13 protein-coding genes are annotated in these 12,655 nt (G+C 73.1%); 4 read left to right on the top strand and 9 right to left on the bottom strand.

Annotation, left to right across the window (positions count from 1 at the left end; all coding sequences use genetic code 11):
* Positions 1 to 331: 331 nt before the first annotated feature.
* Positions 332 to 1,336, bottom strand: a complete 1,005-nt coding sequence (locus ACFV61_RS10950) for a stage II sporulation protein M (RefSeq protein WP_063349146.1) — start codon at positions 1,334 to 1,336, stop codon at positions 332 to 334.
* 293 nt (positions 1,337 to 1,629) lie between these two features.
* Between ACFV61_RS10950 and ACFV61_RS10945 the strand changes: the two genes are divergently transcribed.
* On the top strand, positions 1,630 to 2,565 hold the full coding sequence (locus tag ACFV61_RS10945; protein ID WP_380491183.1) for an RDD family protein: 936 nt from the start codon (positions 1,630 to 1,632) through the stop codon (positions 2,563 to 2,565).
* 64 nt (positions 2,566 to 2,629) lie between these two features.
* On the opposite strand, the gene ACFV61_RS10940 is transcribed toward ACFV61_RS10945, so the two are convergent.
* Positions 2,630 to 3,280: a hypothetical protein gene (locus tag ACFV61_RS10940; RefSeq protein WP_350886472.1), complete on the bottom strand. Its 651-nt coding sequence runs from the start codon at positions 3,278 to 3,280 to the stop codon at positions 2,630 to 2,632.
* Between the two features lie 111 nt (positions 3,281 to 3,391).
* Between ACFV61_RS10940 and ACFV61_RS10935 the strand changes: the two genes are divergently transcribed.
* Together ACFV61_RS10935 and ACFV61_RS10930 are read left to right on the top strand one after the other, a co-directional pair.
* Complete coding sequence (locus ACFV61_RS10935; RefSeq protein WP_380343744.1) at positions 3,392 to 3,904, top strand: SigE family RNA polymerase sigma factor; 513 nt, start codon at positions 3,392 to 3,394, stop codon at positions 3,902 to 3,904.
* The gene (locus ACFV61_RS10930; protein WP_380491181.1) at positions 3,901 to 4,980 is read left to right on the top strand and encodes a hypothetical protein; all 1,080 of its coding nucleotides are present in this window, start codon (positions 3,901 to 3,903) and stop codon (positions 4,978 to 4,980) included. Before ACFV61_RS10935 ends, ACFV61_RS10930 begins: the two co-directional genes overlap by 4 nt.
* Positions 4,981 to 5,074: 94 nt before the next feature.
* On the opposite strand, the gene ahcY is transcribed toward ACFV61_RS10930, so the two are convergent.
* From ahcY to ACFV61_RS10900, 6 genes are all read right to left on the bottom strand, one after another.
* Positions 5,075 to 6,523, bottom strand: coding sequence for an adenosylhomocysteinase (gene ahcY, locus ACFV61_RS10925; protein WP_063349141.1), 1,449 nt, complete (start codon positions 6,521 to 6,523; stop codon positions 5,075 to 5,077).
* A gap of 374 nt (positions 6,524 to 6,897) precedes the next feature.
* A complete protein-coding gene (locus ACFV61_RS10920) occupies positions 6,898 to 7,875 on the bottom strand; it encodes a cation diffusion facilitator family transporter (RefSeq protein WP_063349140.1) in 978 nt (325 codons plus the stop codon).
* A gap of 91 nt (positions 7,876 to 7,966) precedes the next feature.
* Complete coding sequence (locus ACFV61_RS10915; RefSeq protein WP_380343738.1) at positions 7,967 to 9,241, bottom strand: SIS domain-containing protein; 1,275 nt, start codon at positions 9,239 to 9,241, stop codon at positions 7,967 to 7,969.
* Between the two features lie 66 nt (positions 9,242 to 9,307).
* Positions 9,308 to 9,490: a Trm112 family protein gene (locus tag ACFV61_RS10910; RefSeq protein WP_063349138.1), complete on the bottom strand. Its 183-nt coding sequence runs from the start codon at positions 9,488 to 9,490 to the stop codon at positions 9,308 to 9,310.
* 83 nt (positions 9,491 to 9,573) lie between these two features.
* Positions 9,574 to 10,959, bottom strand: a complete 1,386-nt coding sequence (locus ACFV61_RS10905; protein WP_063349137.1) for a phosphomannomutase/phosphoglucomutase — start codon at positions 10,957 to 10,959, stop codon at positions 9,574 to 9,576.
* A gap of 191 nt (positions 10,960 to 11,150) precedes the next feature.
* On the bottom strand, positions 11,151 to 11,594 hold the full coding sequence (locus tag ACFV61_RS10900; protein ID WP_079136306.1) for a DUF3499 domain-containing protein: 444 nt from the start codon (positions 11,592 to 11,594) through the stop codon (positions 11,151 to 11,153).
* 85 nt (positions 11,595 to 11,679) lie between these two features.
* Between ACFV61_RS10900 and ACFV61_RS10895 the strand changes: the two genes are divergently transcribed.
* Positions 11,680 to 12,132 (top strand): metallopeptidase family protein, encoded by a 453-nt coding sequence (locus ACFV61_RS10895; RefSeq protein ID WP_079135840.1) that lies wholly within the window; start codon positions 11,680 to 11,682, stop codon positions 12,130 to 12,132.
* Between the two features lie 53 nt (positions 12,133 to 12,185).
* Here the strand turns inward: ACFV61_RS10895 and ACFV61_RS10890 are convergent, their stop codons facing one another.
* Positions 12,186 to 12,590, bottom strand: a complete 405-nt coding sequence (locus ACFV61_RS10890; protein ID WP_380491178.1) for a DUF5719 family protein — start codon at positions 12,588 to 12,590, stop codon at positions 12,186 to 12,188.
* Positions 12,591 to 12,655 lie beyond the last annotated feature (65 nt).

The raw sequence follows: 12,655 nt of genomic DNA, 5'->3' as shown, positions 1-12,655 counted from the left end.
TTTCGTGTTTCCAGCTTATCAGATCCTCGCGGCCGTTCTTACCGGCTTCGTTTCTCCGAATTCCCGCTGGCGGGATTTCCTTCGAACTTCGCTCCGAAGCTTATCAAAGCTTTCGGTGTGCTCAGTCCGCGGGATTTTGCTTCGTCGAAGGATGCGCATTCATAAAACGCGCTCACCTCGATTTGGCGGTGTCGTAGACACTAACGCCCGGGACTGACCGTTGTCCAGTCTGTCCCAACCGTTCAAACCTACTAGCCCACCCTCACCACGTCAATGGTTTGGTCGGGATGCGAGAAGAGTACCAGGTCAGAGGCGTGTGGATCACCTCGCCTCAGGCCGCGACGGGTTGCAGATCCGCCCGATCGGCCGCGTCCAGATCACCGACTTCGCCGGCCTCGGCGGCCTTTCGGCCCCACACCAGCGCGTAGAGGAGGAATGCCGCCTCGGCCAGCACGCCGATCGAGATGCGCGCCCAGGTGGGCAGTCCGGAAGGGGTGACGAACGCTTCGAGTACACCGGAAACGGCCAGCACCGTCGCGAGGCCGATGGACATGCCGATGATGGAGCGGCCCTGTTCGGCCAGGGCCGTTCCACGGGTGCGCGGGCCGGGGTCGATGACCGTCCAGCCGAGGCGCAGACCGAGGCCGCCGGCCACGAACACCGCGGTCAGCTCCAACAGGCCGTGCGGGATGAGCAGGCCGAGGAAGACGTCGAGTCGCCCGGCGGAGGCCATCAGCCCGACGCCGACACCGAGGTTGACCACGTTGGTCCACATCACCCAGAGCACCGGGAGACCCAGCGCGATCCCGAACAGCAGGCACTGCACGGCGATCCAGGCGTTGTTCGTCCAGACCTGTGCGGCGAACGAACTCGCCGGGCGGTCCGAGTAGTACGACTCGTACTGCCCGCCCGGGCGGGTCATCTCCCGCAGGTGATCCGGGGCGACCAGGCTGTTGCGGACCTCGGGGTGGGTGGCCATCCACCAGGCGAGCACCGCGGTGGCCAGCAGCGAGACGACCGCGACCGGCACCCACCAGCGGCGCGCGCGGTACAGCGCGGCCGGGAAGCTCACCGTGTAGTACCGGGCGACGTCGTGCCAGCCGCTGCTGCGCGATCCGGTCACCGCGCTGCGGGCCCGCGAGACCAGGCCGGTCAGCCGGCTGAGCAGGGCCGGGTCCGGTGCGGCGGCCTGGACCTTGGCCAGGTGGCCGGTGGCGCGCTGGTAGAGGGTGACCAGTTCGTCGGCCTCCTCCCCGCTGAGCCGGCGCCGTCGGGCGAGGGCGTCCAGCCGTGCCCACTCCCCCTGGTGGGTGGCGACGAAGACGTCCAGGTCCATTCGGCGGCTCCATGGTCGGCGGTGGGCGCGAGGGGCCCGGTCGCGGGCGGGCGGACGGGCGGGTAGGTACGGACACGCGCGGCCCAGCATGCCAGGAGCGGTGGGCACCCCGGCCGCCGGGATCTCACTTCCCGTGCGGCCACCGGGCGCCGTATGTTTGCGGCTGCGGATCAGACTGCGGAGAGCAGGTCGTGGGGGCCGGTCCGGGTGACGTCCCTCCCCTCGTCCGTGCCGCCCTCGGCGGCCTCCATGAGTGAGCTGTACGGCTCCACGAACGTGAACGGACAGGTGTCTTGAGCGACCTGGTGACGGGCGAGGCGGTCGTCCTCGACCTGCAGACGGCGAAGCTTCCCAGCCGGGCGCTGGCGATCACGCTGGACCTGCTCGTGGAGTTCGCCGCCCTGTTCCTGGTCTCGCTCACCCTGAGCGTCGCCCTGATCGGACTGGACGGTGCGGCGCTGGCGGCCACCCTGATCGGGCTGCTGGTGTTCTTCCTGGTGGCCGTGCCGGTGATGGTCGAGACCTTCAGCCACGGGCGCTCGCTCGGCAAGGCCGCGCTCGGCCTGCGGGTGGTGCGCACCGACGGCGGCCCGGTGCGGTTCCGGCACTCGCTGGTGCGCGGGCTGGTCGGCTTCATGGAGCTGGTCGCCATGACCGGCGTGCCGGCGGTGATCACCTCGGCCGTGAACGCGGACGGCAAGCGGCTGGGCGACATCTTCGCCGGGACGGTGGTCGTCCGCGAGCGCACCCCGGGCGGCGGGACGCCGCCCCCGCTGCCGCCCGTGCACCCGCACCTGCTCCAGGTGATGGGCCGGGAGCTGGTCGCGATGGACCTGTCCGCGGTGCCGGAGCCGCTCTGGCTGGCGATCCGCCAACTGCTGGGCCGTATAGGCCAGTTGGATCCGACGGTGGCGCTCCAGATGTCCACCCGGCTGGCCGGCGACCTGGCCGCCCGAACCGGTCACCCGGTGGCGCAGGGGCTACACCCGGCGGCGTACCTGGGCGCGGTGCTCACCGAGCGCCAGCGCCGGGAGTGGACGCGGGCCCAGGCGCAGTGGCAGCGGACCGCGGCCCCCGCACCCGCCGCGTGGCCGGCTCCCGCGCCCCAGCCGGCCGCCCCCTCCTTCGAGAAGCCCGCCCCGCCCACCGCCGACCAGCCGTCCCCGGCACCGGCACCAACCCCGTCCTCGACACCGGCCCCCGACACCGGCTTCGCGCCGCCCGCCTAGGCTCACCACACTGCCGCGCGGGCCCGCCGCCCGGCCCACCCAGCCCGGCCCGCGCAACCCGGGCCTACTCCCCGAACTGCGCCGGCCAGGCGTTCGGCGGCGACGCCAGCTCCTCCAGTTCGATCCCGTCGGCCGCCAGCACCACGTCCCCCGCGAGGTGCACGACCTGCTGCTCGCCGGTCTCCAGGTCCGCGACCTGGTACCGCTCGACCAGCAGCGGCCCGGAGTCGGTCTGGTGCGTGTCGACACCCTCCAGCAGCCACCCCTGGTCGAAGGTGCGCGGCGCCAGCACCGGTTCGGTGAACGCGACCAGCCGCACCCGCGCGCTCGCCCCCTCCCGCAGCCGCAGCAGCCGGGCGGTGGCGACCAGGAAGGCCGGCGAGCCGCCGGTGAACCCGTGCGCCCGGTCGTGCCCCTCCACGCTGTGCTCGCCGCCCGGGTCCGCCGCGTCCGTCCGGACCCAGGCGACGCCGTCCACCGCGCCGCCGCGCACCTGCCAGCCGCCGGCCCGCAGTTCCATCCGCAGCGGGCGGGCCCGCGAGTCCAGGGTGAGGTCGACGCTGCCGATCACCCGCCCGTCCGGCGCGTAGGTCTTGGAGACGTACCGCCAGCCGGCCGCCCCGGGGGCGCAGCTGAAGCGCTCCTCCCCGAGCAGCACGCGGTCGTGACCCAGAGGAGTCATGGCTGTATGGAGCGAGTACCGGCCGTTGGGCATGCCCGAAAGCCTACGTGCGCATTCGCATGCAACGTTCGGGGCGGGTGCCCGCATTAGGGGGGTGGACGGCGCGCACGAGCGCCGACGGTACGAGGGAGAAGGGGGGCGCAGATGGCGAAGCAGGCACGCGACGAGGAGTTCACGGAGTACGTGACTTCCAGGAGCGGCTGGCTGCGCAAGGTCGCCTATCTGCTGTGCGGGGACTGGCACCGCGCGGACGACCTGGTCCAGGAGACCATCACCAAGCTGTACGTGAACTGGTCGCGGGCAGGCCGCATGGAGAACCTGGACGGCTACGCCCGCAGGGTGCTGGTCAACACCTTCCTGGCCGAGCAGCGCACCTCCTGGTGGCGGCGGACCAGCCGGCCGGGCACCGACCTCGACACCGAGTCCGTGCCCGTCGACCTCGACGCCTCGCTGGACCTGCGCCACGCCCTGGCGACGCTGCCGGCCCGCCAACGGGCGGCCGTGGTGCTCCGGTACTACTGCGACCTGACGATCGACCAGGCCGCCGACGCCATGGGCTGCTCGTCGGGCAACGTCAAGAGCCAGAGCTCCCGGGCCCTGGACACCCTCCGCGGCAGGCTCGCCGCCCGCCCCACCGTCGCAGGGAGGACGCCATGACCAGCAAGGATCACCACGACCTCACCACCCGGCTGACGGCCCTCGCCGACGGGTCGGCGCCACCTGCGCGGTTCGACGCCGACCGCTCGATCGCCGAGGGCACCGCCCGGCTGCGCCGTCGCAAGCGCGCCGCGATCGGCGCCGTCGCCGCCGTGACGGTGGCGGTGGTGGCGACCACCGCGCTGCTGGCCCCGGGAAGCGGCACCGTCGCCCCGACACCGCCGGCGGGGCCCACCCCGAGCACCTCGCCGTCCTCGACGCCGACTCCGACCCCGACCCCGACCCCGACCGTGAGCGGCATCGACCCGCTGACCACCGAGGTCCACTTCGGCTGGCTGCCCGACTGGGTGGGCGGCGAGCAGCACATCGGCTACGAGACCGGCTACCACGGCATCTACGCCCAGGCCCGAGGCGCGGGCAAGAACGCTGCCCGCATCAGGCTCTCCCAGTACCCGGCGGGCTCCGAGCCCCCGATGACGGGGGTCAACGTGAAACTCAGCAAGGTCGACGCCGAACCGGTCAACGGACGACCGGCCTACCGGGTGGTCGCCGACCAGCCCGAGAGCTACCAGCCGACGCTGCGCTGGCTGACCCCCGCGGGCCGCTGGGCCGAGGTCAGCGTGGACGGCGGAGCGCCCGGGGACGTCACCGACGAAGTCCTCCACAAGGTCGCCACCGGCGTCCGGTTCGGCCACTGGAACGTCCCGCTACCGGTGCAGTTCACCGGCCTGCCCGAGACGTTCAAGGCCACCGACGTCATGCTCTCGCGGCCGGATACGGACGGCGTCGGCGCCTGGAACCTGTGGCTGATGTTCCAGGTCGAGGGGAAGAACGTCTCGGTCAGCCTGCGGCCGATCGGGCCGCGCCCGGTCTACACCAGCACGGACGGCTCGCCCTACACCGACCCGCACCCGCCCCTGGAGTCCGTCCAGAACGGGGTGGAGATCTCCATCGGCACCGGAGCCGGCGATCCGCCCTCCCTGGAACAGCTCGGCGGCCTCCCCTGGATGCTCGCCCACACCAGGGCCCTCGGCCCGGACGCCGCCGCCTGGACCACCGACGTCATCGTGCCCTGAACACAGACCGCCGAACGCGCCGGTGGCCGGCACCCCTGCGCAGGGGTGCCGGCCACCGGCGTACGCCGCACCGCGTCAGCCGCGGTTCACCGCATCAGTAGCGGTACTGATCCGCCTTGTACGGGCCCTCGACCGGGACGCCGATGTAGTCGGCCTGGTCCTGGCTCAGGGTGGTCAGCTTCACGCCGAGCGCGTCGAGGTGCAGCCGGGCGACCTTCTCGTCCAGGTGCTTGGGCAGCACGTAGACGCCGATCGGGTACTGCTCGGTCTTCGTGAACAGCTCGATCTGGGCGATCGTCTGGTTCGCGAAGGAGTTGGACATCACGAACGACGGGTGGCCGGTCGCGTTGCCCAGGTTCAGCAGGCGGCCCTCGGAGAGGACGATGATGGTGCGGCCGTCGGCCTTGCGCCACTCGTGGACCTGCGGCTTGACCTCGGTCTTCACGACGCCGGGCAGCTGCGCCAGGCCGGCCATGTCGATCTCGTTGTCGAAGTGGCCGATGTTGCCGACGATGGCCTGGTGCTTCATCCGGGCCATGTGGGAGGCCATGATGATGTCCTTGTTGCCCGTGGTGGTGATGAAGATGTCGGCCGTCTCGACGACGTCCTCCAGGGTGGCGACCTGGTAGCCGTCCATCGCCGCCTGGAGCGCGCAGATCGGGTCGATCTCGGTGACGATGACGCGGGCGCCCTGGCCGCGCAGCGACTCGGCGCAGCCCTTGCCGACGTCGCCGTAGCCGCAGACGACGGCGACCTTGCCGCCGATCAGGACGTCGGTGGCGCGGTTGATGCCGTCGATGAGCGAGTGGCGGCAGCCGTACTTGTTGTCGAACTTCGACTTGGTGACCGAGTCGTTGACGTTGATCGCCGGGAACAGCAGCTGGCCGTCACGGTGCATCTCGTACAGGCGGTGGACACCGGTGGTGGTCTCCTCGGTCACGCCCTTGATGGTGGCGGCGACCTCGGTCCACTTGTTCGGGGAGTCCTTGAGGGTGCGGTTGAGCAGCTCCAGGATGATCCGGAACTCGTCGTTGTCCGCGGTGGACGGGTCCGGCGCGGCACCGGCCTTCTCGAACTCGACGCCCTTGTGGATCAGCAGGGTGGCGTCGCCGCCGTCGTCCAGGATCATGTTCGGGGTCTTGCCCTCAGGCCAGGTCAGGGCCTGCTCGGTGCACCACCAGTACTCGTCCAGGGTCTCGCCCTTCCAGGCGAAGACCGGCACGCCCTGCGGGTTCTCCGGGGTGCCCTCCGGGCCGACCGCGATGGCGGCGGCCGCGTGGTCCTGGGTGGAGAAGATGTTGCAGGAGCACCAGCGGACCTCGGCGCCCAGGGCGGTCAGGGTCTCGATGAGGACGGCGGTCTGCACGGTCATGTGCAGCGAGCCGGTGATGCGGGCGCCGGTCAGCGGCTTCGACTCGGCGTACTCGGCGCGGATCGACATCAGGCCGGGCATCTCGTGCTCGGCCAGCTGGATCTCCTTGCGGCCGAACGGCGCCAGGGAAAGGTCGGCGACCTTGAAGTCACCGGTGGTGTCGGTCGACATGCGTCTGCTCCTCGCTGATGGGGTGGGCGTGGCCAAGGTCCTGTGTGTGCGGTCGCAGCGGGGCGGGGCCGTACGGGTGCACGGCTACGCCGGGGCGGCCGGATCCGTGGTGCTGGACCGGTTCCCTGCTGCGCAGCACAAACCGTCGGAGGACCTCTCTCCCTCGACCGGGGCACACCCCACAGGGGCAGACCGCCGATCAACCGCCATCAGCAGCGACGTTCTGGCTCTGGTGACGAATCTACACCGGCGGCCCCACCGGCCGTCCGCCGATGAGCGATTTCGGCCTCGGACCGGACGGGTCCTCAAGCGGATCCCAGCCGCCCCCCTGGTCTGCCCCCGGCCGGCCCCGGCCAGGGGCGGCCCGGCGCCGGTCAGTGCGAGGCGCCGGGCCCGGGCCCGCCGGGGGTGGCCGCCGGGTCCTCGCCCGCGGCGGCCTTCTCGGCGCTGTAGACGTCGGGCTCCAGGTAGATCGCCCGCGCGATCGGGACGACGGCCCGGACCCGCTCCTCCGCCGCGTCGATCGCCTGCGCGACGCGGGCGGCGCTGTCCTCCGCGTTGACCGCGATCTTGGCGGCGACCAGCAGTTCCTCCGGCCCCAGGTGCAGGGTGCGCATGTGGATCACGCCGGTGACGGCCTCGCCGTCCACCAGCGCCTCGCGGATCCGGCGCACCGAATCCCGGTCGGCGGACTCGCCGAGCAGCAGCGACTTGGTCTCCAGGGCGAGCACCACCGCGATCACCACCAGCAGGACGCCGATGCCCAGGGTGCCGACGCCGTCCCAGACGCCGTCGCCGGTGACCACGGTGAGCGAGACGCCGAGCAGCGCGAGCACCAGGCCGATCAGCGCGCCGGCGTCCTCCAGCAGCACCACCGGCAGCTCCGGGGCCTTGGCGGTGCGGATGAACTGCACCCAGCCCTGGCCGCCCTTGGCCTTCGCCGACTCGCGCATCGCGGTGAGGAAGGACCAGCCCTCCATCGCGACGGCGAAGAGCAGCACACCGACCGCCCAGCCCCAGGAGTCCAGCTTCTCCGGGTGGTTGACCTTGTGCCAGCCCTCGTAGATCGCGAACAGGCCGCCGACGCTGAAGAGGACGATCGCCACCAGGAAGCCGTAGACATAGCGCTCGCGGCCGTACCCGAACGGGTGCTCCTCGTCCGCCTCCCGGCGCGCCCGCTTGCCGCCGATCAGCAGCAGCACCTGGTTGCCCGAGTCGGCGACCGAGTGCACGCCCTCGGCCAGCATCGACGAGGAGCCGGTGAAGCCGAAGGCGGTGAACTTGGCCACCGCGATCGCCAGGTTCGCGGACAGTGCCGCGACCAGTGCCTTGGTGCCGCCTTCTGTACTCATGCTTCGGGTCCCTCCGCCGCAATGGCTGGTCGCGCTGCTCCGTCGAGCGCTTACCGTACCGGCCGTGCGGCGCGGCTCAGGACTGCGCGGCTCAGGACTGCGCGGCGGCGAGCCCGAGGTAGACGGCGGCGAAGTCGGTCAGCGCGACCAGGTCGGCGAGCGCGTGCAGCGGGTCCGGCCGGCTGGTCGCGTACTCGGTCAGCCGGACGTCGTGGGCGCCGGCCAGCCGGTGCGCGCGGGTGACGCCGAAGCTGCGCGGGCCCGCGTCGTCCTCCGGCACCTCGGCCGGCCCGCCCTGCTCCTCGGGCGCGCCGCCGGGACGGACACCGGACTGGGCACCGGGCGCCCCCGGGACGTGCCGCAGCAGCAGGACCTGGAGGTGCAGCGGATCCGGCTCGTCGACCCGGTCGCGGAAGAAGTCGTCCGGGTCCGCGCCCGCGCCCAACTGGCCGGTGAACATGCCGCGGTGGGCGGTGAGCACCTGCGGCAGCGGCCCGGCCAGCGCCGGGCGGCCGGCCCGTTCGGCGAGCTGGGCGGCGAAGCGGGTGGCGACGGCCCCGGCGATCGGGCCCTCGGCCCACAGCAGCGGGACCGTCCCGGCCAGCCGGGCGGCCAGGCCCTTGGCCGGGTTGGTGTACGCGGCGGCGTCGGGGCGGCAGCGGACGGCGGTCGCGTCCAGCAGGTCGGCGACGGCCGGCAGCGCGTCGTACGGCAGCTGGGTGATGCCGATCTTCTGGGCGAGCGCGAGCAGCGGGGCGAGGTGGGACCACAGCGCGGCCGGGTCCTCGGCGGGGAGGTCCGGCTCGGCGGCCGGGCCGGCGGGCGCCTCGTCCTCGGGCAGCGCGGAGGCCACGTACGGCAGCGGCAGCGCGCGCACCTGCAGCGCGGCCTCGGCCAGCGGGCTGCCCGCCGGGGCGGTGACCACGATCGCGCAGCCGCGCGCGTAGGCCTGCTCGGCGAGGCCGACCAGGCCCGGTTCGCCGCCGTCGGCGGAGCTGACCACCAGGAGGTCCAGCGGGCCGGCCCAGCCGGGCAGTTGCCAGCCGAGCCCGGCGGTGAAGGCGGGCGGCGCGCCGGCCCGGTCGGCGCGCGGGGCGGCCGCCTCGGTCGGCGGCAGCGTGGTGATCAGGCCGGCGTGGCCGGCCAGCGCGGTCAGGATCTCGCCCGCCGTCAGGGCGCTGCCGTGGCCCGCGACCAGGACGGCGCGCGGGCGGCCGTCCGGGCGCAGCCGGTCCAGGCCGGCCGCGTCGGCCAGCCGCAGCGCGGTGCGGACCCGCGCGCCGGCGCCGGCCAGGGCCAGCAGGGCGCGGTCGCGGTCGGCGCGCTGCAGGGCGGCCGGGTCGTCGAGCAGGGTGTCGTCGAGCATGCGGCGGGCCTCCGGCTGCTGTCCTGTGCGCGCTGGGCTGGCGGGGTGGGGGCTTCGCCCCAAGGATCAGGCCGGGCGGCGGGCCTCGTCCACCAGCAGGACCGGAATGCCGTCCCGGACCGGGTAGGCGAGGCCGCAGTCCGCGCCGGTGCAGAGCAGCTCGGGCTGCTCCTCGGTGCCGCCCTCGGTGAGCGCGGCCCGGCACTGCGGGCAGACCAGGATCTCCAGCAGGAAGGATTCGAGCTTCATGGGGCTCTCCAAAAGTCGGGGGGTGGCACGGCGGTGCCCCGGCCGATAGGCAACCCTACCGGCCGGGGCACAGGAGGCCTCGGTCAGGCGCGGACGATGGCGAGCACGCCGTCGCGCAGCTCGGCCATCTTCGCCGGGTCCTTGGCCTCGGCGTTCAGGCGCAGCAGCGGCTCGGTGTTGGAGGCGCGCAGGTTGAACCACCAGTCAGGGCCGGCCACGGTGAGGCCGTCCAGCTCGTCGACGGTGGTGCCCTCCAGGCCGGCGTAGGCGGCGCGGACGGCGGCGGTGCTGGCGGCCTGGTCGGCGACGGTGCTGTTGATCTCGCCGGAGGCGGCGTAGCGGTCGTACTCGGCGGTGAGCGCGGACAGCGTGCCGGGCTGCCCACCGAGCGCGGCCAGCACGTGCAGCGCGGCCAGCATGCCGGTGTCGGCGCGCCAGAAGTCGCGGAAGTAGTAGTGCGCGGAGTGCTCGCCGCCGAAGACGGCGTCGGTGACGGCCATCTCCTGCTTGATGAAGGAGTGGCCGACCCGGGTGCGCACCGGGTTGGCGCCGAGCTCGCGGACCACCTCGGGGACGGTCCAGGAGGTGATCAGGTTGTGGATGACGGTCGGCTCGGCCTCGCCGGCGGCCTGGGCGCGGGCGATCTCGCGGGCGGCGACCAGGGCGGTGATGGCGGACGGGGAGACCGGCTCGCCGCGCTCGTCGACGACGAAGCAGCGGTCGGCGTCGCCGTCGAAGGCCAGGCCGAGGTCGGCGCCGACCTCGCGGACCTTGGCCTGGAGGTCGACGATGTTCTTCGGGTCGAGCGGGTTGGCCTCGTGGTTGGGGAAGGTCCCGTCCAGCTCGAAGTACATCGGGACGAGCTCGATCGGCAGGCCGTCGAAGACGGTCGGCACGGTGTGGCCGCCCATGCCGTTGCCCGCGTCCACGACGACCTTGAGCGGGCGGATCGCGGTGAGGTCGACCAGGCCCAGCAGGTGGTCGGCGTAGCCGCGCAGGGTGTCCTGCTCGGACAGCGCGCCGGGCTTGACGTCCTTGGCCGGGACGGTGACGGTGTCGTCCTCGCCCGTCCAGGACTCGACCAGCTCGCGGATCTCGGAGAGGCCGGTGTCCTGGCCGACCGGGGCGGCGCCGGCCCGGCACAGCTTGATTCCGTTGTACTGGGCCGGGTTGTGGCTGGCGGTGAACATCGCGCCGGGCAGGTCGAGCTTGCCGCTGGCGTAGTAGAGCTGGTCGGTCGAGCAGAGGCCGATCTGGACCACGTCGGCGCCGTAGGCGGCGGCGCCCTCGGCGAACGCCCGGGTGAGCGACGGGGAGGAGGGGCGCATGTCGTGGCCGACGACGATCGCGGACGCGCCGGTGACCTGCACGAACGCGGCGCCGAAGGCCCGGGACAGGTGCTCGTCCCACTGGTCCGGGACGACGCCTCGGACGTCGTAGGCCTTCACGAGCTGCTTGAGGTCGCGCACTGCGGCTCCACCCTGGTCTCTGTACTGGTCGGTGTGCGTGTGATCGGCGGCTGGCCGCCCACGGTCACGATACGTCGGGGTCACCGCCCGTTCGGTCGACGGTCCGCGGTGACGGTAGACGGGCAGCGTACCCAAGTCGGACGAACGCCCGGTGCAGGCCCTGGGCGGGGTACGGCGTCGGCTGTGCGGCGTCAGTTGTCCGGCGAGCGCAGGACGCGCAGGTGGCCGCGGCGGCCGCCCTCGGTGGACTCGCCCTCGGACCCGCGGCCCTGACGGGGGGTCTGCGGCCGGGCGGCCTCGCGGACGGCGTTGGCGAGGGCCTCCAGGTCGTCGCTGCTGCGGCGCAGCGGCCCGGCCTCGGCGGCCAGCCGGACGACCTCCCAGCCGCGCGGGGCGGTGAGGCGCTCGGCGTGCTCGGCGCACAGGTCGTAGCAGTGCGGCTCGGCGTAGGTGGCGAGCGGGCCCAGGACGGCGGTGGAGTCCGCGTAGACGTACGTCAGCGTCGCGACGGCCGGCCGGCCGCACGCGGTCCGCGAACAACGACGTACAGAGCTCACGAGGGTGGACGGTACCGCACTCCTCGCCGGGGAGCGAAGACCGCCTGTCCGGCGGGTGTGCCGTGTCGCGGTCCGCACGCCGGTCCACGCCTCCGCCGCCCCGGGCGTTTCCCCGTCGGAGTAGTCCACTTCCGACCGTCCAAGGACTACCCTCGGCAGTGATATGGACAGCTCTGCACCGCAGTCATCGACGGGACCCTCGCGCCGTCCCCGGCATCGCGACCGGCACGGCAGGGGGCTGCGCGGCCCGCTGGCGCCGCCCCAGGTGCCGATCTCGCTCACCCGCTCCGAACTGTTCGACGACTACGTGCGCGAATCGGTGGAGCGTCTTGAACGGCGCTGGCCGCAGCTGATCGAAGTGGAGTTCGCCGTCCAGGAGGTGCCGCTGCACGAGCCCGACGCGGCCGACGGCGAGGACGGCGTGCCGCTGGGGCGGGTGTTGCCGGGCAAGCAGGGGCGCAAGAGCCAGATCGTGGTGTACCGGCGGCCGGTGGAGATCCGGGCGAAGACCCGGGAGGACCGCGCGGCGCTGGTGCACGAGATCCTGATCGAGCAGGTGGCGGAGCTGCTGGGACTGTCCCCGGACGCCATCGACCCGCGCTACGACGAGGACTGAGCACGCGGACGGGGCGGTACCCGGGCCTGCCGGGTACCGCCCCGTCCGACCGGTCAGCGCAGGACGACGCCCGGATCCTGGCCAGCCTGCGGGACCCTGACGGTGCTGTGGTCGTCGCGCAGCGCCTGGATGGTGAACATCGGCACGTCCTTGGCGGGCAGCGAGAGCATCCGGGCGGCCATCACCGGGCCGCCGGAGACGGTCTCGACGGTGAGCGCGAAGCTGCCGTTCAGCCCACCGGGCTCGGGCGCCGGGAGGGCGACCGTGCCGCCGGCCGGCAGCTGGACGTCCTTGCTCACCGGGGTGCCGCCGCCGCTGCCGGCCGAGGCGGTGACCCGGACGGTGGCGGCGTCGCCGGCGGAGGTCAGGAACAGCGTGGACGCGCCGGCCCGGTTGTCGGCGACCGTGGCGCGGGCGCCGACCCGGCCGGGGGCGGGGTGGCCCGCCCCCGCGCGCAATGCCCCCCCCCCCCCCCCCGCCCCCCCCCCCCCGGGGGCGTTTAAACAAAAACCAACCCCCCAGA

This window comes from Kitasatospora sp. NPDC059817, from assembly GCF_042731835.1.
Classification (GTDB): domain Bacteria; phylum Actinomycetota; class Actinomycetes; order Streptomycetales; family Streptomycetaceae; genus Kitasatospora.
The sequence above is the reverse complement of the archived record's forward strand: the minus strand, read 5'-3'. Positions and strand labels throughout refer to the sequence as shown.

Bases quoted from the DNA above. Each gene is read 5' to 3' on its own strand.
- ACFV61_RS10950 (WP_063349146.1), bottom strand. From the start codon at position 1,336: ATGGACCTGGACGTCTTCGTCGCCACCCACCAGGGGGAGTGGGCACGG.
- ACFV61_RS10940 (WP_350886472.1), bottom strand. From the start codon at position 3,280: ATGCCCAACGGCCGGTACTCGCTCCATACAGCCATGACTCCTCTGGGT.
- ACFV61_RS10935 (WP_380343744.1), top strand. From the start codon at position 3,392: ATGGCGAAGCAGGCACGCGACGAGGAGTTCACGGAGTACGTGACTTCC.
- ACFV61_RS10930 (WP_380491181.1), top strand. From the start codon at position 3,901: ATGACCAGCAAGGATCACCACGACCTCACCACCCGGCTGACGGCCCTC.
- ahcY (WP_063349141.1), bottom strand. From the start codon at position 6,523: ATGTCGACCGACACCACCGGTGACTTCAAGGTCGCCGACCTTTCCCTG.
- ACFV61_RS10920 (WP_063349140.1), bottom strand. From the start codon at position 7,875: ATGAGTACAGAAGGCGGCACCAAGGCACTGGTCGCGGCACTGTCCGCG.
- ACFV61_RS10915 (WP_380343738.1), bottom strand. From the start codon at position 9,241: ATGCTCGACGACACCCTGCTCGACGACCCGGCCGCCCTGCAGCGCGCC.
- ACFV61_RS10910 (WP_063349138.1), bottom strand. From the start codon at position 9,490: ATGAAGCTCGAATCCTTCCTGCTGGAGATCCTGGTCTGCCCGCAGTGC.
- ACFV61_RS10895 (WP_079135840.1), top strand. From the start codon at position 11,680: ATGGACAGCTCTGCACCGCAGTCATCGACGGGACCCTCGCGCCGTCCC.